Raw genomic sequence first — 22,023 nt, forward strand, 5'->3', positions numbered from 1 at the left:
TAAGGCAGCGATCATAGGGCCTGCTTCCCGGCGGGCATATGAATGCGGGCCATTATTTGGGGCGGAAATGGGGCGACCAGGCAGCGATTTGGTGGAATTTACTCAGTTTTTGCCCATGCCCCAGCACGCCGCATCCGGCCGGAACGGGCGTGGCGATACACCCAACACCCGCTGCAAGTCACCGTTGTCGGCGATCAGGTCGCCTTCCAGCCGGCTGAGCGGGCCGCGCAGACGCGGCACGCCATGTCGCCCCAGACGAAGCAGCCAGGCCGGCAAGGGGATAGGCAGCGTCGCCATCGGCAGGCTCCGGCGCACGCGCGCAAACATCTCGCCCGCCGGCAATCGCTCGCCGCCACCGATGGGGAGAATCCTGCCCGATGCATCCGGCGTGACAAGCGCCGTCAACACTGCTTGCGCGATGTCGTCGGCATGGACCGGTTGGCGCATGCCACTGCCAGCCGGCAACGGGAATACGTGAGTGCGACTTGCCCGCCGTGCGATCGGCGTCAGGCTCTTGTCGAGTCCGGCGCCGTAAACCAGGGTGGGTCGAAAGACCGTCCAGGCATAGCCACGACGCTCGCATGCTGCCGCCAGGGCGGCTTCGCCGTCGCGCAGGTGCTGCGAGATCGCGCGTTCGGCGGGCACTTCGGAGTTCCGCTTGGTCTCGGCGCTCATGGAACTGGTGGCAATCACACGCGGCGAGCCGTCGATCTCGGTCTGGGCGAGCCAGTCGGCAAGCCCCTGTAACGGTCCGAAACTGATAATTGCTGAAAGCGGCCCAAGCGAAGGAACGCTATGCGGCAGATTGCCTTGCAGCCAAGTCACGCCATCCTGCGCGGGCCGCACATGGCGGCTGAGCGCAAACACGGTATCGCCTCGCGCGCGCAGGCGCGGCAGCAGGAAATAGCCGATCTGGCTGCTGGCGCCGAAGACAAGAACGTTCATGACGACATCCCGACTCAGCCGCCGGCCTGGAGGCGGGCAGCAATCGTGGAGAGGCGCGGATTATCGGGGGACAGCTTGCGGGCGCGATCCAGGGCTTGCGCCGCACCCGCACGATCGCCGCGAGCCAGCTGCTGCTCGGCCTGATCCATCCACGCGCCGGCCAGACGCTGGCGTAGTTCCGCTTGCCCGGCTTCGCCCGGTGCGAGATCGCTCAGGTCGGACAGACGCTCCCCCGCTTGAGCGAGGTTGCCGTTGGCCAGCGCCTGATTGAATTGGCGGGCCACCTGTGAAGGCAGGTCCTGCAGTCCACGGCGCGCAACCTCGTTGTTGCCGTCGATCGCCAGCGCGCCGCGATACAGGTCATACGCGCTTTCGCCCGGCGGCAACATGATGTCGCCGCGATGCGCCGCAGCGTCCGCACGCTGGATCAGCCGAGCGAGCTCGGCGCTCTGTTGCGGCGTCAGTGTCTCCGGGGTTGCCTCGGCCACCGGCGCTTCGCCTGCCGGGGTGCGCTTGCCCGCCTCCGCGTGCTTGCTTACGTCGGCGAGATGCGCGCGTGCCGCCACCAGTTCAGCCGATTTGGGCGCCAACTCACCGGCCTGGTCGAGCAGCTGGCCGGCCTGCGCGTTGTCCCCGCTATCCAGCGCCGCATTGGACTGCACGATCAACGCCTGCGCCACCTGCCCCAGCCCGGCTTTCGCTTCGGCGTTGTCGGGGTCGATGGCGAGTGCCGCCTTGAAGTGGGCGAGCGCCGTGTCGTCGCCGGCCCCGGCCATATGGCCGGCGCGCAACGCGTCCTGACCTTTCTTGAGTGCATCGGCCAACTCGCCGTCGTTGGCTTTTCGATCCTGTACCAGCGCGGCGCGCAACGAAGGCAGCTCGCCGTAGTTCGGCAACAAAGCCGCAAGGCGATCGACGCTGGCGCTTGCCGCGGCGCGATCACCCCCTTCAATGGCCTTGCGCGCCTGGGCGGCCAGCGCGTCGCCCACCTTGTCCAGGCCGTGCGTCGCCACGGCATTGCCGGGATCGGCCGCCAGCACGCGCTTATATAGATTGCCGGCTTCTTCCGGCTTGCCGTCAGCCATGGCCTGCTGCGCCTGGTCGACTAGCGCACCCGTTTGTACGCTGGCGCCGCGTGCCTTGCCGATGAGCTGGGCAAGGCGATCCACATCGCTACCGCCGCCGAGCAATTCGCGGGCGGTATTCATGGCTTGCTCGGCCTGGTCGAGCTGGCCGGCGGCAAGCGCCGCGTCGGCGTGCGCCACTTCAGCCAGACCCACCTTGCGCAGGCCGTCGCGGGCGCGATCGTTGTCCGGCTCCAGCGCCCGCGCGGCCTCGAACAGTTCGCGCGCACTGCTGCCGTCCGTGCCTTCCAGGCGTCCATTCTGCAAAGCCTGTTCGGCGCGGCCGAGCACATCATTGAGTTCGGTATTGGGTACCAGGCCGCGCAGGCGGTCCTGCTGCAGCCAGAACGTAACGCCAAGACCGAGCACCAGCAGCAGGAGCAGCGGCCACAGCCAGCCACGCTTGCTGGAGGACCGACGCGAGCGCGGCGCAGTCGGCGGCACCGGACGGCGGCGCTCGGGGTCCAAGGTGACCTTGGGCAGTTCGTCATTCGGGCTCGACGGCGCAGGCACCGGCTCGTCCAGACGATCGATATCGCCCAGAGTCGGTTCCATGCGCCCTTGTGGGCCTTGTTCGTGCTGGTCTTTGCGTCCGTTCATGGTCTACACAATGGCCTCAACCGAGGCAGCTTAGCATCGCACCGCAGCCGCCCCCGCCTCGAAAAGACCTGCGTTCAGCTGCCGCTGACGCGCCTGGCTTCCACCACGTTGGGCAACGCCACCAAGCGTCCCAGCAGAGTGGACAGCTGTTCGTAATCGCGCACGCGAAGAGTGAAGCGCATCTCCACCTCGCCGGTACGGGTGAATACCCGGCTGGACGAGGCAATGATGTGCGTGCCCGAGTTGCTGATGACGCTGGTGACGTCCTTCTGCAAGCCCTTACGGTCGTAACCGTGCAGCTCGACGTCCACCTCGTAGGCTTGCGCGGCGGCCTTGCCCCACTCCACCTCGATCACGCGATCCGGATCGCGCTTGGCCAGTCGCGCCAGGCTGGTGCAGTCGGCGCGATGTACCGACACCCCGCGGCCGCGCGTCACGAAACCCCGCACGACATCGCCGGGCAACGGTTGGCAGCAGCGCGCCAGCGTGGTCAGCAGGTTGCCTACGCCCTCGATGCTCAGCGCGCTGTGGTCCAGCGTGGTGTGACGCGACGCCACCGGCAGCGCCGACTGCGTCATATCGGTCAGCGGCGCTTCCGTTTCTTGCAGCGCGCGTGCGATCTGGCCCGGGGTGATTTCACCCAGGGCCAGCGACACCAGCACGTCATCCAGCTGTTTGACGTGGAAATGCGCAGGCAGCTTGCCGATGTCGGCGGACGGCAGGGCGAGACGCCTGAGTTCGCGCTCGAACATCGTGCGCCCCGCGGCGAGGTTGGCATCGTGCGCGCTGCGGCGGAACCAGTTGCGTACCTTCTCCCTGGCGCGCGAGGTATGGAGGTAGCCGTGGTGCGCCGAAAGCCAGTCGCGGCTCGGCTCGGCCGTCTTGGCGGTGAGTATCTCGATACGGTCGCCGCTGTGCGGCTGGAACGTCAGCGGCACGATGCGGCCGTTGACCTTGGCGCCGCGGCAACGGTGCCCCACCTCAGTGTGCACATGATAGGCAAAGTCGAGCACAGTGGCGCCGCGCGGCAGGTCCACCACCTCACCCTTGGGGGTGAGCACGTAGACGCGGTCTTCCATCAGCTCGGTGTGCAGCTCGGCGGCGAGATCGCCCTCGCTGCCTTCCGTCTTGGGTTCGAGCAAGCGCCGCATCCAGGCGATCTTGGCTTCGAACTCACTGTCGCCGCTGCCGCCTTCCTTGTAGCGCCAGTGCGCGGCCACGCCCAATTCGTTGATGCGATGCATCTCGTGGGTGCGGATCTGCACTTCCAGCGTCTTGCCGTGCGGGCCAATCACCGCGGTGTGCAGCGAGCGGTAGTCGTTGCCCTTGGGGCGCGCAATGTAGTCGTCGAACTCGCCCGGCAGATGCGGCCACAGCGAGTGCACCACACCGAGTGCGCCGTAGCAGTCGCCTACGCTGTCCACCAGTACGCGTATCGCGCGGATGTCGTACAGGTCGGAGAACTCCAGCTCCTTGCGCTGCATCTTTTTCCAGATGGAATAGATGTGCTTGGGCCGGCCGGCCAGGTCGGCGCGGATGCCGGCGGCGTCCAGCGAACGCTTCAGTTCGGCCAGCGACTCGCGGATGAACACCTCGCGGTCGGTACGGCGCTCGTCGAGCAGGCGGGCGATGCGGCGATAGGTGTCCGGCTGCAAGTAGCGGAAGGCCAGGTCTTCCAGCTCCCACTTCAACTGCCAGATACCGAGACGGTTGGCGAGCGGCGCATGAATGTCGCGGGTCAGCCGCGCCACTTCCTGACGCTCGGACTCCGCCAACGCGCTGGCGGTGCGCATACGCGCCAGCTGCCGCGCCAATAGAATGAACACCACGCGCAGATCGCGAATGATCGCCAGCAGCAGGCGGCGCAAACCTTCCGCGCCGCTTTCCGGAGCTTGCTGCGCGTGCAGCGCCCAGACTTTTTCAGCTGCCAGCTGGCCGGACACCAGGCGCTGCAACTCCGTCGGCATATGCGATTCACGCTCGGACCACAGCGCCGGATCGACGCGCGCCAGTTCGAACCACAAGGCAGCGGCTTGGGTCTGCGCATCGCAACCGAGCATGCCCAGCAAGTCGAGTACATCCGCGCACTCCGCCTCGTGCACCGAACGCTGCGCACAAGCCTCCAGAGCCTGGGCGAGCAGCGGCGACACCGTGCCCGCGCGGCTGTGCCACAGGGCCAAGCTGGATTCAGTAGTGGGGGCGGGTTGAACCACGAAGGCTTCCATCCTCAACAATGCAGTCATTCTAGTACCGCGAAGGGTGCCGCTCGCGCTGTTGTAGGAGCGCACCCTGTGCGCGAAAGCTCCGCGAAGCGGAGCCTGTTTTGTTCTGCGCCGGGTAAAACGCGGCCCTTGCGGGCCGCATCGCGCACAGGGTGCGCTCCTACAGAAGCGCCTCGAGCGCTTTCGCCAATCGCTTCGCCGAGACCGGCTCGGCTGTTTTCAATTCCTGGGCGAACAGGGACACGCGCCATTCCTCGATCAGCCAGCGCAGCTCCGCCAACGCCGCCGGATCCGTGCCTGCGGCACGATGTTTGAGGTACTCGCGCCAATACGGCAGCACCTGCAGCATGCGCTGCTGATCCTTGGATGGATCCTGCCGCAGGCGTTCCGCGCGCAGGCGCATGGCTTTCAGATAGCGCGGAAAATGCGTGAGTCGTGACGTCGGCAGCTCGCGCAGAAAACCGGACGTGAGCAGGCCATCGAGCTGCTCGCGCAGATCGTCGTAGCTGGCACGGGCGAAGCCGATCAACGGCGGCTCCAGCCACGGCTTCAACTCGGCTTGCGCCTCGATGGCCGGCTCAGCCAGCTTCAATCGCTCCACCGCGGCGGCGAACAGTTCGCGCGCGGCTTGCGTACGCAGGGCTTCAAAGGCACCTGCTGTACGCACGTGGAGATCGTAGCGCTCGATCAGATCGGCGAACCCGCCTTCGATCAGATCTTCGCGCAGACCATCCACGCCACCTAGGGGAGCGTACTTCAGCGCCAGCGGATTGCTGATCGGCAAGCGGCGGCGCGCCTGCTTCATGTCGGTGGCGATGGCATTGCGCAGCAGCCGCACCACGCCAAGGCGATGCGCTTCGCGCGCTTCGTCGCTGCGCTCGAATACACGCAACGCCACCGCCTCGCCCAGATCGACCAGGGCGGGGAAAGCCATCAGGCCGCCTTCGGAACGCACCTGGGCCGGGATGTCCTCGAAGTCCCAGCTGGTGACATCCTCGCGGGTGAGTTCGATATCGGTCTTTCGCGAGAAGGCTTCGCGCGCCTGACCTTCCCATTGGCCGCGCAACGCGGCGAGATCGCGGCCCGCGGCAAGCGTGCGACCGCTCTCGTCATGCAGTCGATAGCGCATCGCAAAGTGCGGCGGCAAGGCAGTCGCATCGAACTCGTGCGGGCCAATGTCCACACCCGTGGTCCGTTTGAGGAATGCGGCGAGCGATTTGGTCAGCTGCTCATCGCGCGGTGCTTCCGCTTCGACGAAAGCTCGCGCGAAATCCGGCGCCGGCACGAAGTTGCGACGCAAGGGCTTGGGCAGGCTACGGATCAATTCGGCGATTTTTTCACTGAGCAGCCCCGGCACCAGCCACTCGCAGCGCGCCGCTGGCAGCGCGTTCAACATCGCCAGCGGCAGGTGCAGCGTCACGCCGTCAGCCTCATCGCCAGGTACGAAGCGATATTCCAAGCGATAACGTTTTGGCGGCATCTCCATCGCCGCCGGAAACGCCTTGGGGTCCAGCCCCGCGCCGCCAGCCATCACGTCGTCGATCGACCAGCGCAACGCGGCCTGTTCGGCCGGTCGCGCCCGGCTATACCAGGCATCCAGCGCACGGCTGCTGGCGATGTCCTGCGGCAGCTTGCCCTCGAAGAAACCGGCCAGCTCGTCTTCGTGACGGATCAGGCCTTCGCGACGCTGCTTGGCCTCGATGCCGTGCGCATCCTCCAGCACACGCTGATTGGCGCGCACAAAATCCGCTCGGGCATCGATATCGCAGCGCGCGAGGGCTTCTCGAACGAATATCTCATGAGCCAGCACCGGGTCCTGCTGCTGGAATGTCACGGGACGGCGCTCGACCAAGGTCAGACCGAACAGACTCACCTGCTCGTAAGCCACCACCGTCCCGCGCTTGCGCGACCAATGCGCATCGCGACAAGCCGAACGCAGCAGATGCGCCGCCTGTTGCTCGACCCATAGCGGTTCGATGCGGGCGCACATCATGCCCCACACCTTGCCGCCGACATCGAGGATCTGCGAGGCGAAGAGCCAGTTGGGTGGCACCTTCGCCAAGGCCGAACCGGGGAATACCTGGAAGCGGCGTTCGCGCGTGCTGCGGTAGATGCCCTTTTCGTCCTTATGACCGACTTGGGTGGGTAAACCCGCCAGCAAGCTGCGGTGGACGGATTCGTACGAACGCTCTGCTTCATCACTCCCTCTCCCCTCTGGGGAGAGGGTTGGGGTGAGGGGCGGGTGCTCGCGGGAAGCTCGCCTATCTCGGCCTTTCTTTGCCGGCGTTGTCGCGCTGCGGGAGGGTTGTCGCGAGGTTGCCCCCTCATCCCGACCTTCTCCCCGAAGGGGAGAAGGAGAAAGGGTATGGGCTCCCCGAGGGGGAGAAGGAGAAGTGAAGGTCCAACCCAGCTCCTGCACCACCAGCAACAACTGCCGATGTAATTCACGCCATTCGCGCATACGCATAAAACTAAGGAAGTGCCGCGAACACCAGTCGCGCAGCTTCGACTGCGTCAGCTCCTCGTGCGCCTTGCCGTACTCGCGCCACAAGTTCAGCACGCCCACGAAATCCGACTTCGGATCGGCAAACGCCGCATGCGCCGCATCCGCCTGCTGGCGCGCGTCGGCGGGGCGCTCGCGCGGGTCCTGGATGCTGAGGAAGGACACGATCGTCAACAGCTCGCGCAGACTGTGCAGCTTCTCGGCTTCCACCAGCATGCGTGCCAGCTGCACATCGATCGGCAACCTCGCCAAGATGCGGCCGATGCCCGTGAGCCTGCGTTGCTCATCAATGGCGGAGATCTCGGCGAGGCGACGATAGCCGTCAGCCACCACACGCGGATCGGGCGCCTCCAGGAACGGAAACTCGTCCACTTCGCCCAACTGCAGCGACAGCATGCGCAGAATCACATTGGCTAGCGAGGAGCGCAGCAGTTCCGGATCGGTATACGCCGCGCGGCTGGTGAAATCGGCTTCGTCGTACAGGCGATAACAGATGCCTGGACCAACACGACCGCAGCGACCTTTGCGCTGATCGGCAGCCGCCTGCGACACCGGCTCCACATGCAGGCGCTCCAGCTGGCTGCGCTGGCTATAGCGCTTCACGCGCGCGCTGCCGGTGTCGATCACGTAGCGGATGCGCGGCACGGTCAGCGAGGTTTCGGCCACGTTGGTGGCGAGCACCACGCGCCGCTTCGGGCCGGGCTTGAACACACGGTCCTGGTCGCCAGCCGACAACCGCGCATATAACGGAAGGATCTCGGTCTCGCGATACTGTCGGCGCGACAGCAATAGATGCGCGTCGCGGATTTCGCGCTCGCCAGGCAGAAACACCAACACGTCGCCGCGCGGGTCGTCATGAGTGATCTCGTCCAGCACGGCGGCGATGTGATCCGCACTGCCCTGCTGCATGTCGCGTCCGCCGCGACGCGCGCCCATTTCGTCCAGCGACCGCCAGCGCACGTCCACCGGATAGGCACGCCCTTCCACCGACACCACCGGCGCACCCTCGAAGTGCTCGGCGAAGCGCTCGGTATCGATGGTGGCCGAGGTGACGATGATCTTCAGATCGGGGCGCTTCACCGCCAGCCGCTTCAAGTAACCCAGCAGGAAGTCGATGTTGAGGCTGCGTTCGTGCGCCTCGTCGATGATGATGGTGTCGTAGGCCGACAACCACGGATCGCCCTGCGTCTCGGCGAGCAGGATGCCGTCGGTCATGAACTTGACCAGGCTGCGCTCGGAGACCTGATCGGTGAAGCGCACCTGGAAGCCGACTTGATCACCGAGCTGGGTGCCCAGTTCCTCCGCTACGCGACGCGCGACCGAACGCGCGGCCAACCGCCGCGGCTGGGTGCAGCCGATCATCCCCGCCTCGCCACGACCGGCCGCCAGGCAGAGCTTGGGCAGCTGGGTGGTCTTGCCCGAGCCGGTCTCGCCAGCAATCACTACCACCTGGTGATCGCGGATCAGCTTGACGATGTCGTCGGCGCGCGCGGTGATCGGCAGCGACTCGTCCAGACGAATCGCTGGCTTGGCCTCGACCCGTGCGCGGCGCCTTGCCGCGGACCGCTCGATATCGGCTGCCAAGGCGTCCTGCTTCTTGTCGTCAGGACGGCGCGACAGGCCACGCCAGCGGCCCAGCAGCCGGCCAAAGTCGCGACTGGAAACCCCGTCGAGCGCCTTGCGCAGTTGGCGCAGGCGGGCATCGGGCACAGGTGGTCGGGTTGCGGAGGCATCACTCATCGGACCGCACATGATAGCTGCTGACTATCGGCAAGATCAGAAGGATTCATTTCTTCCTGACTCCTCGGACCGCTAAGCTCAGTTCCAGACTCTTCATCACCTGTCAGAAAGGAGCACCACCATGGCCATTTCCATCGGTATTGCCAAAAAGGATCGCGAACAGGTCGCCAAGCAACTGTCCAAGCTGCTGGCCGACACCTATTCCCTGTACCTGAAGACCCACAGCTTCCACTGGAACGTCACCGGCCCGCAGTTCAACAGCCTGCACGCCATGTTCGAGACCCAGTACAACGAGCTGTGGCTGGCAGCCGACGAAGTCGCTGAGCGCATCCGCACCCTGGACGTGTTCGCCCCCGGCTCCTACAGCCAGTTCGGCAAGCTGACCACCATTAAAGAGGAGCCCGGCGTGCCGGACTGGAAGGACATGGTCAGCCAGCTGGTCGACGGCCACGAAATCGCCGCGCACACCGCCCGCGAAACCATCAAAGTGGCCGCCCAGGCCGGCGACGAAGGCACAGCCGACATAGTGACCGGCCGCCTCAAGGAGCATGAAAAGACCGCATGGATGCTCCGCTCCCTGCTCAAGTGAGGCGCAACCCCGCGCCGGGTCTGACCTAGCGCTGACCATCGCGGCCGGCTTTTGTTGAGCCGGCCGCGCTGCATCGGTAAGCTCCTCAGGCTTTAGGGCCTCGTGTGAGAGGCAACCACGGGGATTGTTCTTGAGCGCGACCGCAGCAGCCACCCACCACAGCCGGCACCCGCTGCTTGCAGCCATCCTGCTGGCGCTGATCGTGGCCGCGATGAATATTGGCCTGTGGTGGTGGAGCAACCTGCCGCATGGCCCGGGAGACTGGAAAGGCCCGATCGGCGGCTTCGCGCTCTCCGCGTTCCAGCGCTACCAGAACCCGCTGAAGAACGATTTTCCCAGCGAGGAGGAGATCGAGGGCGATCTCAAGCTGATCAGCAAGTACACCTCGCGCGTCCGCACCTACTCCATGCTGCAAAACTCCCAGGTCTATCGACTGGCGGAGCGTGACGGCCTGGATGTGATGGCCGGCGCCTGGATCGACCGCCGCCTGGACAATAACGAGCTGGAGCTGGAAGCGCTGATCGCCCAGGCGCGCCGCTATCCCAACTCGATCAGCCGCGTGATCGTCGGCAACGAAGTGCTGTTCCGCAACGATATTTCGCCGGAACAGCTGATGGCCTACGCCGACCGCACCCGCGCGGCGCTGAAGCAGCCGGTGTCGATCGCCGAGCCGTGGCACATCTGGGCCAAGTACCCGGAGCTGGCCGACCACGTCGACTTCATCACGGTCCACCTGTTCCCCTACTGGAACGGTCGGCCGCAACGCGAAGGCATCGCCGACGCACTAGGCAACTACCGCTATCTGCAGCAACTGTTCCCCAACAAGCACATCGTGATCGGCGAGATCGGCTGGCCGTCGAACGGCGACCGTTTCCAGTACGCCGAACCGTCGGTATCGAACGAGGCGATCTTCCTGCGCGATTGGTTCAATGCGGCCAAGAAGCAGAACATCGACTACTACGTGATGGAGGCCTTCGATCAGCCGTGGAAGGAGAAGCTCTCCGGCCGCACCGAAGCCTATTGGGGCATGTTCAATGCCGACCGCCAGCTGAAATTCCCGTTCACCGGCCCGGTGACCGAAGACACCGCCTGGCCGTGGAAGGCGCTGGCCGCCAGCTTGCTGGCGCTGCTGCCCATGATCTGGTTCGCGCGTCGCTACACCCGCTTCAAGCTGATGGGCCGTTTCTTCTTCGCCGCGCTGATTCAGCTGGCCTGCGGCCTGATCGTGTGGTCGGCCACCCTGCCCTTCAATTTCTACCTGAGCTGGATCGACTGGACCATGCTGGCGCTGTTGTTCCCGGCCCAGGTGGCGATCCTCGCCATTCTGTTGATCAACGGTTTCGAGTTCACCGAGGTGCTGTGGCGCCGCGGCTGGGTACGCCAGGCCGGCATGCTGCGCCCCGATCCGCCGGCCAAGCAGCCGTTCGTGTCCATCCATCTGGCCTGCTACAACGAGCCGCCGGAGATGGTCATCGTCACGCTCGATTCGCTGGCCGCACTGCAGTACGAGAACTACGAAGTCCTGGTGATCGACAACAACACCAAGGACCCGGCGATCTGGAAGCCGGTGCAGGAATATTGCGAAAAACTGGGTAGCCGTTTCCGTTTCTTCCATCTGGAGCCATGGCCCGGCTTCAAGGCCGGCGCGCTGAACTTCGGCCTGCAGGAAACCGATCCGAGCGCGGACGTGGTGGCGGTGATCGATGCCGACTACGAAGTACGCGCCGATTGGCTGGCCACCCTCACCGGTCACTTCCACGATCCGAAGGTGGCGGTGGTGCAGTGCCCACAGGCGCATCGCGACTTCGAGCACAACCGCTTCCGCCGCATGACCGCGTGGGAATACGACGGCTTCTTCCGCATCGGCATGCACCATCGCAACGAGCGCAACGCCATCATCCAGCACGGCACCATGACCATGGTGCGGCGCTCGGCGCTGGAAGGCACCGGCGGCTGGTCGGAATGGACCATTTGCGAAGACGCCGAACTCGGCCTGCGCCTGATGCATGCCGGCTACGAGCTGGTCTATGTCGACGAACTGATGGGCAAGGGCCTCACCCCGGCCGACTTCAAGGCCTACAAGAGCCAGCGCTATCGTTGGGCCTTCGGTGCCATGCAGATCCTCAAGGGTCGCTGGGACTGGATGACCAAGAAGGGCCCGCTCTCGGCCGGCCAGCGCTTCCACTTCCTCACCGGCTGGTTCAGCTGGTTCGCCGACGCGCTGCATTTGATCTTCACCCTGATGGCGATCTTCTGGACCGCCGGCATGGTTGCGGCACCGAGCCTGTTCACCCTGCCGATGCAGCTGTTCCTGATCCCGGTGATCGGCTTCTTCTTCGCCAAGGCGATCTTCGGCATCGTGCTCTATCGCGCCCGCGTCCCCTGCAGCTGGTACGACACGCTGATGGCCTCGCTGGCCAGCATGGGCCTGTCGCACGCGATTGCGCGCGGCATCCTGCACGGCCTTACGCGCGAGAAGACCTCGTTCGTGGTCACCGCCAAGAGCCGCCGTCTCGGCGGCAGCAATTTCGCCGCCTTCGCACCGGTGCGCGAGGAATTGCTGATGGCCTGCGCGCTGGCGTTGTGCGTCATCGGCATGGCGATGAATTACGGCACGCAGTACATCGAAGGCACCTTGTGGATGTTCATCCTGTCGGCGCAGGCGATTCCCTACCTGTCGGCGGTGATTGGCGCGTGGATTGCGCACAAGGCTGGCGACAAAGCCGGCTGAGGGTTCGTCATTCTCTGCGTGCAGGCGCAAGCAGGGAATGACGAGCTGAGCGCTTCCGACCTGGGCAAAAGCGCAGTTTCAGAATTTTCCACGGAACACCACTGTCCATTTGCGGTCAAGCTTCCAGCCGTTAAGCTCGGTCTTGGGTGATGCGTTTGCCCGCCGCCTCATTGGATGGAACCTGTGCATGCGCCCTAAGGCAACGCTGACTACGTATCGCCATCGTTGCCTTCGCCGACGCCTGGGTCTGCTCACCCTGCCCTTGCTGCTGCTCAACACGTTGGCGCATGCCGGCGTGCAACTGGTGGTGGAAGGCGTGGACGACACGCTCAAAGGGCCAGTGACCGCGGGCGTCGCGTTGTCCCAGTACGCCACGCGTGAGGTCAGCGAGGCTCAAGTCCAGCGCCTCTACGAACGCGCACCAGCCCAAGTCAAAGCAGCACTGCAACCATATGGTTATTACGACGCCAGCGTCGACGGCCGCATCGAACAGATCGGCACGGACTGGCGCGTCACTCTGCATGTGACACAGGGCGAGCCGGTGCGAGTGACGTCGGTCGATGTGACGCTGGATAGGACAGCCGCTGATATTCCCGGCATTCGACGCGCCGAGCGGGCCATCGAAAAATTCAAGGACCAACCGCTCAACGACGGTAGCTACGACACGGCACGCGATGCCTTGAGTTACGCGCTTACCGCCAACGGCTTCCTCGACGCCCGACTAGTCACCCGTCGCGTGGAGGTGAACCGGGGAGAGCACAGCGCCGCGATCAAGCTGGCCTGGGACGTGGGACAACGCTATCGCTATGGGCAGGTGCACTTCGAGGGCTCGCAGTTTCGCGACGGCTTCCTCGATCGCTACGTGCCGTTCAAGTCCGGCGACTATTTTTCGCAGGGCCAGCTGCTTCAGCTGCAGCAGGCATTGAATGGCGCGGACTATTTCTCGGTCGTCAACGTGCTGCCCAACATCGACGACGCGAAGCACGGCGTGGTCGATGTCAACGTGCAGCTGGCCCCAGCCAAACGCACGATCTACACGGGCGGCCCCTTTATCGGCACCGATACCGGCTTGGGCGTGCGCGGCGGCATGGAACGACGCTGGGTGAATCGGCGCGGGCACAAGTGGAAGAACGAACTCGTGCTGGCGCAGCGCCTGAAAACGCTGTCCACCTTGTATTCGATCCCGATGCCAGGCGACAACCAGCGCAGCTTCAACTTCGGCGCCAACTTCCGCGACGCCGACACCGCCACTTCCAAGTCGCGCACGCTGGAACTGGTCGCCAATGAGTCCCGGCTGTGGCATGGCTGGACCCGCACCATCGGCCTGCATGCGTTGTCGGGCACCTTCACCGTCGGTAAAAAAAGCGGCGAAAAGGACAACGCCGAGGGCCTCGAGCACGGCCGCAGCACGTTGTTCTACCCGGAGGCTTCGCTGTCGCGCAAAAAGGTCGACAACCCTACCTTTGTACGCGATGGCTGGTCGATCGACCTTTATGCGCGCAGCACGGTGGGCACTCTTCTCTCCGATACCAGCTTCAGCCAGTTGGCGGCCGACGCGAAGTGGATTCATGCGTTCACGCGACGCGACCGCCTGATCCTGCGCGGCAGCGCGGGCTACACCTGGACCGACGACTTCGACTCGCTGCCACCGCAGTTGCGCTTCTTCGCCGGTGGCGACCGCTCGGTGCGCGGTTACGGCTTCCAAACCATCGGACCGCGCAACAGTTTCGGCCGCGTGATCGGCGGCAGGAGCCAGCTGGTCGCCAGCACCGAGGTGGAGCACTACTTCACCAAGAACTGGGGCATGGCTGCCTTCGTCGATGCCGGCAATGCGTTCAGCGGTGTCGACTATCGGCCGCGCGTCGGCGCCGGTCTCGGCGTGCGCTGGCTGTCGCCGGTAGGCATGATCCGAGTGGACCTGGGCACACCGATCAACGACGCGAGGAACCACGGTGTGGAACTGCATCTGGTGATCGGGCCGGACCTGTGACGCATGGAGTACCGGGAGCAGTCATGTTGAAGTGGCTCAAGCGCATCGCACTGGTCTTTGGCGTGCTGTTGCTGCTCGTGATGGCAGTGCTGTGGTGGCTGCTCGGCAGCGCCAGCGGCTTGCGCTTCGCGCTCGCACGTGCGGAACAGGCCACGAATGGCGCACTCAGTGTGCAACAGGCGCAAGGGCGGCTGATCGGTCCGCTGCAACTCAACGGACTACGCTACACCGATGACCAGGGCCTGGACGTCAAAGTGGCCAGCGCAACGCTCGACCTCCGCGTGTGGCCGTTGCTGCGCAAACGCCTGCACGTACTCGATCTGCAAGTGGACGGCGTCGACGTCGCCCTACCCAAGCCGCAGGAACAACCCGCCAGCGAAAGCAGCTTTTCGCTCAAGCCGCCGCTGGATGTCGTGCTGGACAACGTTCGCGTCGGCACGGCGCGCGTCACCGAGGCAGGCCGGCCGCTGTTCGCTTCCGACAGCCTTGACCTGGCCGGGCAATGGACGAGCAAAGGCATCGAGCTGCGCAAACTCGTGCTGCGCGCGCCCGACGGCCGCGCCGACCTCAGCGGCACACTCGCCATCGAAGCCGGTGAACAAGGCGACGGCACCGCCGACTTCAGCTGGAAAGTCGGCGGTGTCGACTACGCCGGCAGCATCGAAGCGCACGGCAACGGCAAGCAGGTGAAAGCCGATCTCAAGCTGACTCAGCCGATGGCCGCGCAACTGGCACTGACCATGGTGCAGGGCGGCGAGTATGCATGGACCGCCAAGCTCGACGCCCCACGCTTCGATCCCAAGCCGCTGATGGGTGCGAGTTCACTGCACGCGCTCGGGCTCGACCTGCAAGGCAGCGGCGATCGCCACGGCGGCACGCTCAACGGCCAGGTCGATCTCAACGACTATCAACTGCTGCTCAAGCCGCTGCGCGCGCACTTCAGCGACGACTTCAAAACCTTGAATCTCGAACAGCTCAGCCTCGGCTCGCCGCAGATCAAGGGCACGGTGGATGCCAGCGGTACGGTGCAGTTCGGCGCACCATCGGTGAGCGGCGACCTGCAGATCAGCTGGAAAGACCTCGCACTTCCTGCCTCCCTGGTCGGCCAGGACCTCGCCAGCCATGGCAGTCTGAAAGCGCGCGGCAGCGCCGAAGTCTTCCATGCCGAAGGCGATGTGGATATCGGGCCACCTGGCAAGCTGGCCAAGCTCGCGCTGAATCTGGACGGCACGCAGAAAGTCATCCATCTGCAAACGCTGGAACTCAAGCAGCCCCAAGGCGGCATGCAAGCCAAGGGCACGCTCACCATGCAACCTGCACTTGCCTGGCAGCTCGACGCGACCGCCAGCAAGCTCGATCCCGGCCAGCTCTTTGCCGGCTGGGACGGCGCGCTGGACTTCGACATCGCCACCACTGGCACGCTGCCCAAAGATCAACCGGACGCCACGCTGGACATTCGCAAACTCGCCGGACGCCTGCGCGATCGTCAAGTGCGCGGCGAGGGCAAACTGCATCTCAACCCCCAGCAAGTGGTCGACGGCAAACTCGACCTCGCCTCCGGTGGTAGCACGGTGCAGATTCAGGCCAGGCCCGGCAGCAGCAACGACATCGACCTCACGCTCGCCATCGCGTCGCTGGGTGACTGGTTGCCGGACGCGCAAGGCCGCCTCAACGGCGACTTCCGCGTCCGCGGCAAGCAGCCCAAACTCTCACTCAACGGCAAGTTGCAGGGGCAGGCGATCGTCTATGCCGAACAGAAGATCGACAGCCTGCACCTGGTCGCCGACGTGCCTGACCTCAGCAACCCCGGCGGCCAGCTCGACCTCGAAACCGGCCATGCCACTCTCGGCGGCCTCGCCTTCCAGCGTATCGACTTGCGCGGCGACGGCACGGCAGCGCGCCACACACTGAGCCTCCAGGCCAAGGGCACCGAGCTGTCCACCCAGCTTGCGCTCACCGGTGCGCTGAAGGGTTCGGCCTGGAACGGCACGCTGTCCACGCTCGACCTGGAACCGCAGGGCCTGCCGCGCTGGCGCCTGCAGCAACCGACGCAGCTCAGCTACAACGACGGTGCGATGAATCTTTCCGAGCTGTGCCTGAGCGCGGGCGAGCCACAGCTCTGCGTCGCCGCGAAACAGGACAAGGCCGGCAACCTCGACGCCAACTACCGCCTGCGCGACCTGCCGCTGGCGTTGCTGGCAACACTGGCCAGTTCGTCCGAACTGCCGATGCGCGCCGACGGTACGCTCGACGGCAGCGGCAGCATCCGCCGCAACGCAGCCGGCGCACTGACCGGCACGGCGTCGATCACCTCGCCGCACGGTACAGTGACCTACACCGAGCATCCCGATCATCCGCTGCTCTCTTACAGCGATCTCGCCTTGCAGGCCGAGTTAAGTCCCAGCAGCCAGCGCGCGACTTTGCGCGCCGATCTCGACCATGGCGGACGTCTGGACGGCCATATCGGCATCACCGGCGCGCAGCAGGCACTGGACGGCCAGCTCGACCTTCGCATCAACAACCTCGCCTTCATCGAGTTGTTCACCAACGAAATCGCCAACGTGAAAGGCGGCATCGACGGCACCTTCCGTTTCGGCGGCACGCTCAAGCAACCGCTCCTCGCCGGCCAGGCCAACGTCAACGGCTTGGCGGCAGAAGTACCGTTTGCCGGCCTCAAGCTCAGCGAGGGCAAGCTGGTAGTCAGCACCACCGACGCGCAGCAATTCCTGATCAGCGGCGGCGTGCAATCGGGCAAAGGCGCATTGCAGATCAGCGGCTATGCCGGCATTGGCCAAGGTGCAACCACCGCGCTGACCATCAAGGGCAGCCAGTTCACCGTCGCCGACATCCCTTCCGCCAAAGTGATCATCTCGCCCGACCTGCAGCTCACGCAGGACGACAAGGGCACCAACGTCGACGGCTCCGTGACGCTGGACAGTGCGGATGTGGACGTCTCCAAACTCCCCGGTGCCGGCGCCACCAAGGCCTCGCCGGATGTGGTCATCGTCGACCAGGCGCAGATGCAGGAGCAGGCTGCGCGCTTGCCTATCACTGCACAGGTGAAAGTCGATCTGGGCCGCAAGACGCATCTCGTCGGCCTCGGCCTCGACGGTCGTCTGAGCGGCACCCTCACCGTAAGCGAGCGCCCCGGCCGCGCCACCACCGGCCAGGGCCAGATCACTGTCGACGGTATCTACAAGGCCTATGGCCAGAGCCTGCAGATCGAACAAGGCCGCCTGCTGTTTGCCAGCACGCCGATCGACAACCCCGGCCTCGACATCCGCGCCGTGCGCAAACTCAACCCCACGGCCACCATCGACGAAGGGCAGAAAGTGGGCCTGCTCGTCTCAGGTACCGCGCAACGCCCGGTGCTCACCGTGTTCTCCAACCCCGTGATGGAGCAATCCGACGCGCTGGCCTACCTCATCACCGGCAAGCCGCTGTCGCAGGTGAAGGGCGGCGAAGGCAACATGGTCGGCGCTGCCGCGCAAGCGCTCGGCTCTGCCGCCGGCGACTTTCTGGCCAAAAGCATCGGCTCCAAAATCGGCCTCGACGACGTCGGCGTCACCAGCAACGAAGCTTTAGGTGGCACCTCGGCCTTTACCGTCGGCAAATTCCTCTCCCCGCGCCTCTACCTCAGCTATGGCGTCGGCCTGTTCGAACCCGGCCAAGTCATCACCCTGCGCTATCACCTCAACCACCGCTGGAGCTTCGAAGCTCAAAACGCCACCGACTTCAGCCGCGCCAGCCTCAACTACCGCATCGAGAAATAAGCAGACGAGCGCTTAGGAATGAGCCGTCGTCACACCGTGAATCAGCCGCGCGGCAACGCGAGCGGTGGCGCCGACGGGATCCAGGCGCGGACATAGTTCGGCGACATCGAACATTCGCAGCTTTCCGGTCTGTGCAATGGCCTTTGCGATGAGCTCAACAACGTCCACGCCAACGCCACGCGCCGCCGGAGCGCTCACTCCCGGCGCAACGGCCTCCGGCAGCACGTCCATGCACACCGTGAGGTAAATGGCATCGACCATGTCGAGCTGCTCCTTCAACTCGGCGAGAACCGCGGCCATGCGTATCGCGGCCAGATCCTCGTCCAGCCAATACCACGACCCCGTGGATTGAGCGGTTGCAAACAGACGCTGCGTGTTGGCCGATCGACTCACGCCAAGGCAGAAATAACGCAGCTCGATCCCATGCGCATCCGCATGCCGGATCGCCTGCAGAAAAGGCGTGCCGGAATTGGAGACGGGGTTGTCCCGCAAATCCAGATGGGCGTCCAGATTGACGATGGCGATGCGCTGACCGCGGCAGCGCTCACTGCGAACCAGTCCCAAATAACTCGCAAAGGCGATTTCATGCCCTCCTCCGAGCCCGACTGGCAAATGGCCATCATCGATCAGGGCGGAGACGCGATCGGCATAGCGCAGCTGGCTGCGCTCGAGGTCGCCGTCCGCGCAGCCCTCGTCACCGGCGTCATAGATGGGTGTGTCACCGATCACGGGTAGATTGCATAGCGCTCTGCGCAGCGCATCCGGCCCCTCGGCAGCACCGGTGCGGCCGCCATTGCGCCTGACACCTTCGTCGCTGGCGAAGCCGATGAGCGCGATGCCGGAGGGCGCATGCGGCACAACAGGGCGAACCCTTTGATGCCAGCGGAACGCGGCCGAATCTTCGAGTGAATCGATTCGCCCTTGCCATTCGATTGTCATGCGAGCCGCTCCGTAATGACGCTGCCAATGCCGAGCCGCGGCATGCTAGCCAAGTTCGCCATGCTCCACAAACGAGGTGGCGCCAGCGACCCCGAAGCGGCAAAGGCGACTCAGCCACGCCAGCCTCGATTGCCGCGTACGCAGAATAAGCGCTGGCCACTGGCTTTTGCTCTTCAGCCGCTGCCCCCTATGCAGCTCCGGGGATGAACGGAAAGGCCCCGCTGGCCCCAAGGCATGGATGCCTGCGCCGCCCCCACCCACACCCCGCAGTGCAGCAACGAAACGGGCATAATGCCCGCGCGACACCACACTCATCAGGGAATCAACATGCGATCGACAAAGCGCTACCTCGCGCTAGGCATTGCCGGCGTGCTACTGGCGGCCTGCGGCCACAAGGACAAGGATGCCCCGTTGGCTTTCGTACCGGCAGATACGCCGTACGTGGTAGCCAACCTGGACGTACTGGATGACGACACCCGCAAGGCTCTGTTGGCCCAGGCCGACGCACAGCTGCCTAGCCAGCTGGAGCAGCTGAAGTCGACCGCCAATGACATGGCCGAGAAGGACGCCGACAACGCGCGCCTGCTCAAGGCCTTCATCGCCGAGCTGGACGGCAAGACCATCGAAGCCTTCGCACAGAACGCCGGCCTCAACATCAAGGGCCGCTCCGCGTTCTACGGCCTGGGCCTGGCCCCGGTGCTGCGCTTCGAACTGACCGACGCAAACGCGTTCAACGCCTTCGTCGGCCGCCTCGAAACCGCCTACGGCAAGAAGCTCGATACCGCCACCGTGGACGGCCAGAGCTACCGCAAGCACGTCTCCGCCGAAGCCGGCACCCAGGTGATCCTGGCCGTGGTCGGCAAGCAGGCTGTCGCGGCTGTACTGCCGGCCGATGCGCCGCAGACGGTGCTGCGTCAGGCCTTGGGCATGGATCGTCCGGCCAAGAGCATCCAGGACGACGATCGCCTGGAGAAGCTGGCCAAGGACAAGGGTTACAAGCCTTGGGCCATCGGCCAGCTCGACCTGACTCGCGCGCTACCGCTCGCCGCTGGCGGCAAGGACCCCTTCTTCAACGCCATGCACAAGGCGCACGTCGAAGCCGAGTCCGCCAAGACCGGTGAGCCGGTGGCCAACCAGTTGCAGGTTCCGCCCAGCTGCGAAGCCGATGCCACCCGCATCGCTGCGCGCGTGCCGTCGATCAGCTTCGGCTACACCAAGCTCGACACCAAGCATCAGGATCTGCGCTGGGACGTGGCGCTGGCCGACGACATCACCAAGGCTTTCGCTGGCGTGAAGGTGGAGCTGCCCGGTCTCGGTGCCGCCGGCACCGCGCCGTTCGATCTGAGCTTGGCGCTGCCGGTGGCATCGCTGCGCACCTTCTGGGGTGCGCAGGCCGACGCCGTCGCCGCCAAGCCCTTCAGCTGCCCGGCGCTGGTGGATCTCAACGACGGTTTCGCCAAGCTGGGCCAGCTGGCGCAGCAGGCGGCGATCCCGCCCTTCGGCGATCTGCTCGGTGTGCGCGTGGCGCTGGACAGCTTCGACGCTGGCGGTGAAGCGAGCGCACCCAAGTTCACCGGGCGTGTCGTTGTGGGCACCAACAACCCGGCCGCCCTGCTCGCCATGGGCAAGCTGGCATCGCCGGCCATCGCTCAGCTCAAGCTCGCGCAAGACGGCAAGCCCGTCGCGCTGCCGCAGGATATGACCGCTGCACTGGGTCAGCCGGTGTGGGCCGCGATGGGCGAGAAGGCAGTGGCGCTGGCGATCGGCCCAGGCGAAGACGGCAAGCTCGGCGACATGCTGAAGGCAGCCTCCGGCGACGCCGGCCGCATGACCCGCCTGCATCTTAACGGCGACATGTACGCGTCCTGGATCAAGGCCATGGCGCAGAAGTCCGAACGCATCGCCGCACTCACCTCGTCGATGGGCCACGGCGAAGGCAGTGCCGAAGGCGACGATGAAGCCGCTCCCCAGAAAGCCGCCGAACGCTCCAAAGCCCAGTTCGAAACGATGCGCCAGCAAGCCGAGCACATCAAGGCGATCGACGGCGAGATGCATGTGGAAAACGCCGGCCTGGTGTTCACCAGCCAGACCGAGCTGAAGTAATTTCATCGCTTCAACAAAAAACGGGGAGCCATGGCTCCCCGTTTTTTTGTGCCTTCAGTCCGGCAAGCTCACCCCAATACCGTCGCCTGCATGGACGGACGAAGCTGAAAAATGTCGTACCACTGATTCAAGCCCTGATGATCGACGCGCCAGTTCATCTCCGGAAATCGCAGATCGAGATAGCTGAGTAAGCAAGCGACTGAAATCGTGCCGATGTCGAGGCGGGATGACAGCTCGGCAGCCCGGCTTTCCAGCCAACGCAGGCCATCGGTGATTTTCGCTCTCTGTCCCGCGACCCAGTCCGGGAAGCGTGCATGCTCTGGACGCACCACGGTTTCGTAGCGCATCGACACCGCGGCGGCGAGCATGCCGTCGCACAATGCCTGGTCGCCCAGTGCCACCCATCGCGCACTCCCTGTGCGCGGAAAAAGATCACCCTGGGCGAGATCGTTCAAGTACTCGCAGATCACGCGGCTGTCGTAGAGCGCCCGGCCATCGTCCATGAACAGCGTTGGCACCTGCCCCAAGGGGTTATGGCGCACGATCGTGAGGTCTCGGTTGATTGGATGCGCCGCGCTGGGCAGCCGCTCAAGGCGATCCGCCAGCCCCAATTCGTAGGCAACGACCAACACCTTGCGCACATAGGGCGAGGTCGGCGAATAGAAAAGTTTCATCCAGAACGTCTCCCTGGCGGAACCGGCATCCACAGGAAGCATGCGCGATAGCGCCGCGCCGCGGTAGTCGGCTTAGCCTGAAAGAGTCAC

11 protein-coding genes are annotated in these 22,023 nt (G+C 64.9%); 5 read left to right on the top strand and 6 right to left on the bottom strand.

Translation table 11 applies throughout. The features are described from left to right. Nucleotides 1–102 precede the first annotated feature (102 nt). The 4 genes from OUZ45_RS17700 to hrpA form a co-directional block, all read right to left on the bottom strand. A complete protein-coding gene (locus OUZ45_RS17700) occupies nucleotides 103–945 on the bottom strand; it encodes an SDR family oxidoreductase (RefSeq protein ID WP_266171494.1) in 843 nt (280 codons plus the stop codon). Between the two features lie 14 nt (nucleotides 946–959). Further along, the gene (locus OUZ45_RS17705; RefSeq protein ID WP_266171495.1) at nucleotides 960–2,669 is read right to left on the bottom strand and encodes a hypothetical protein; all 1,710 of its coding nucleotides are present in this window, start codon (nucleotides 2,667–2,669) and stop codon (nucleotides 960–962) included. Nucleotides 2,670–2,743: 74 nt separating this feature from the next. After that, a complete protein-coding gene (locus tag OUZ45_RS17710; protein WP_425601710.1) occupies nucleotides 2,744–4,912 on the bottom strand; it encodes a bifunctional (p)ppGpp synthetase/guanosine-3',5'-bis(diphosphate) 3'-pyrophosphohydrolase in 2,169 nt (722 codons plus the stop codon). Between the two features lie 139 nt (nucleotides 4,913–5,051). Beyond that, a complete protein-coding gene (hrpA, locus tag OUZ45_RS17715) occupies nucleotides 5,052–9,134 on the bottom strand; it encodes an ATP-dependent RNA helicase HrpA (protein ID WP_266171496.1) in 4,083 nt (1,360 codons plus the stop codon). A 121-nt stretch (nucleotides 9,135–9,255) separates the two neighbouring features. Between hrpA and OUZ45_RS17720 the strand changes: the two genes are divergently transcribed. The 4 genes from OUZ45_RS17720 to OUZ45_RS17735 all read left to right on the top strand — a co-directional run bounded on the left by OUZ45_RS17720 (nucleotide 9,256) and on the right by OUZ45_RS17735 (nucleotide 18,217). After that, nucleotides 9,256–9,723: a Dps family protein gene (locus tag OUZ45_RS17720; protein ID WP_266171497.1), complete on the top strand. Its 468-nt coding sequence runs from the start codon at nucleotides 9,256–9,258 to the stop codon at nucleotides 9,721–9,723. Between the two features lie 130 nt (nucleotides 9,724–9,853). Then, nucleotides 9,854–12,454 carry a glycosyltransferase family 2 protein gene (locus tag OUZ45_RS17725; RefSeq protein ID WP_266171498.1) on the top strand — a complete coding sequence of 867 codons (2,601 nt, stop codon included), beginning with the start codon at nucleotides 9,854–9,856 and terminating at the stop codon, nucleotides 12,452–12,454. Nucleotides 12,455–12,641: 187 nt separating this feature from the next. After that, nucleotides 12,642–14,444 (top strand): autotransporter assembly complex protein TamA, encoded by a 1,803-nt coding sequence (locus tag OUZ45_RS17730; RefSeq protein ID WP_266171499.1) that lies wholly within the window; start codon nucleotides 12,642–12,644, stop codon nucleotides 14,442–14,444. Between the two features lie 23 nt (nucleotides 14,445–14,467). Beyond that, nucleotides 14,468–18,217, top strand: a complete 3,750-nt coding sequence (locus OUZ45_RS17735) for a translocation/assembly module TamB domain-containing protein (RefSeq protein ID WP_425601711.1) — start codon at nucleotides 14,468–14,470, stop codon at nucleotides 18,215–18,217. A 12-nt stretch (nucleotides 18,218–18,229) separates the two neighbouring features. On the opposite strand, the gene hutG is transcribed toward OUZ45_RS17735, so the two are convergent. Further along, the gene (gene hutG / locus OUZ45_RS17740) at nucleotides 18,230–19,156 is read right to left on the bottom strand and encodes a formimidoylglutamase (protein ID WP_266171500.1); all 927 of its coding nucleotides are present in this window, start codon (nucleotides 19,154–19,156) and stop codon (nucleotides 18,230–18,232) included. A 327-nt stretch (nucleotides 19,157–19,483) separates the two neighbouring features. On the opposite strand from hutG, the gene OUZ45_RS17745 reads away from it, so the two are divergent. After that, nucleotides 19,484–21,259, top strand: coding sequence for a hypothetical protein (locus OUZ45_RS17745; protein ID WP_266171501.1), 1,776 nt, complete (start codon nucleotides 19,484–19,486; stop codon nucleotides 21,257–21,259). Nucleotides 21,260–21,327: 68 nt separating this feature from the next. On the opposite strand, the gene OUZ45_RS17750 is transcribed toward OUZ45_RS17745, so the two are convergent. After that, nucleotides 21,328–21,933, bottom strand: coding sequence for a glutathione S-transferase (locus OUZ45_RS17750; protein ID WP_266171502.1), 606 nt, complete (start codon nucleotides 21,931–21,933; stop codon nucleotides 21,328–21,330). Nucleotides 21,934–22,023: the final 90 nt, after the last annotated feature.

This window comes from Dyella subtropica, assembly GCF_026283965.1.
In the GTDB taxonomy this organism is placed as follows: domain Bacteria; phylum Pseudomonadota; class Gammaproteobacteria; order Xanthomonadales; family Rhodanobacteraceae; genus Dyella_D; species Dyella_D subtropica.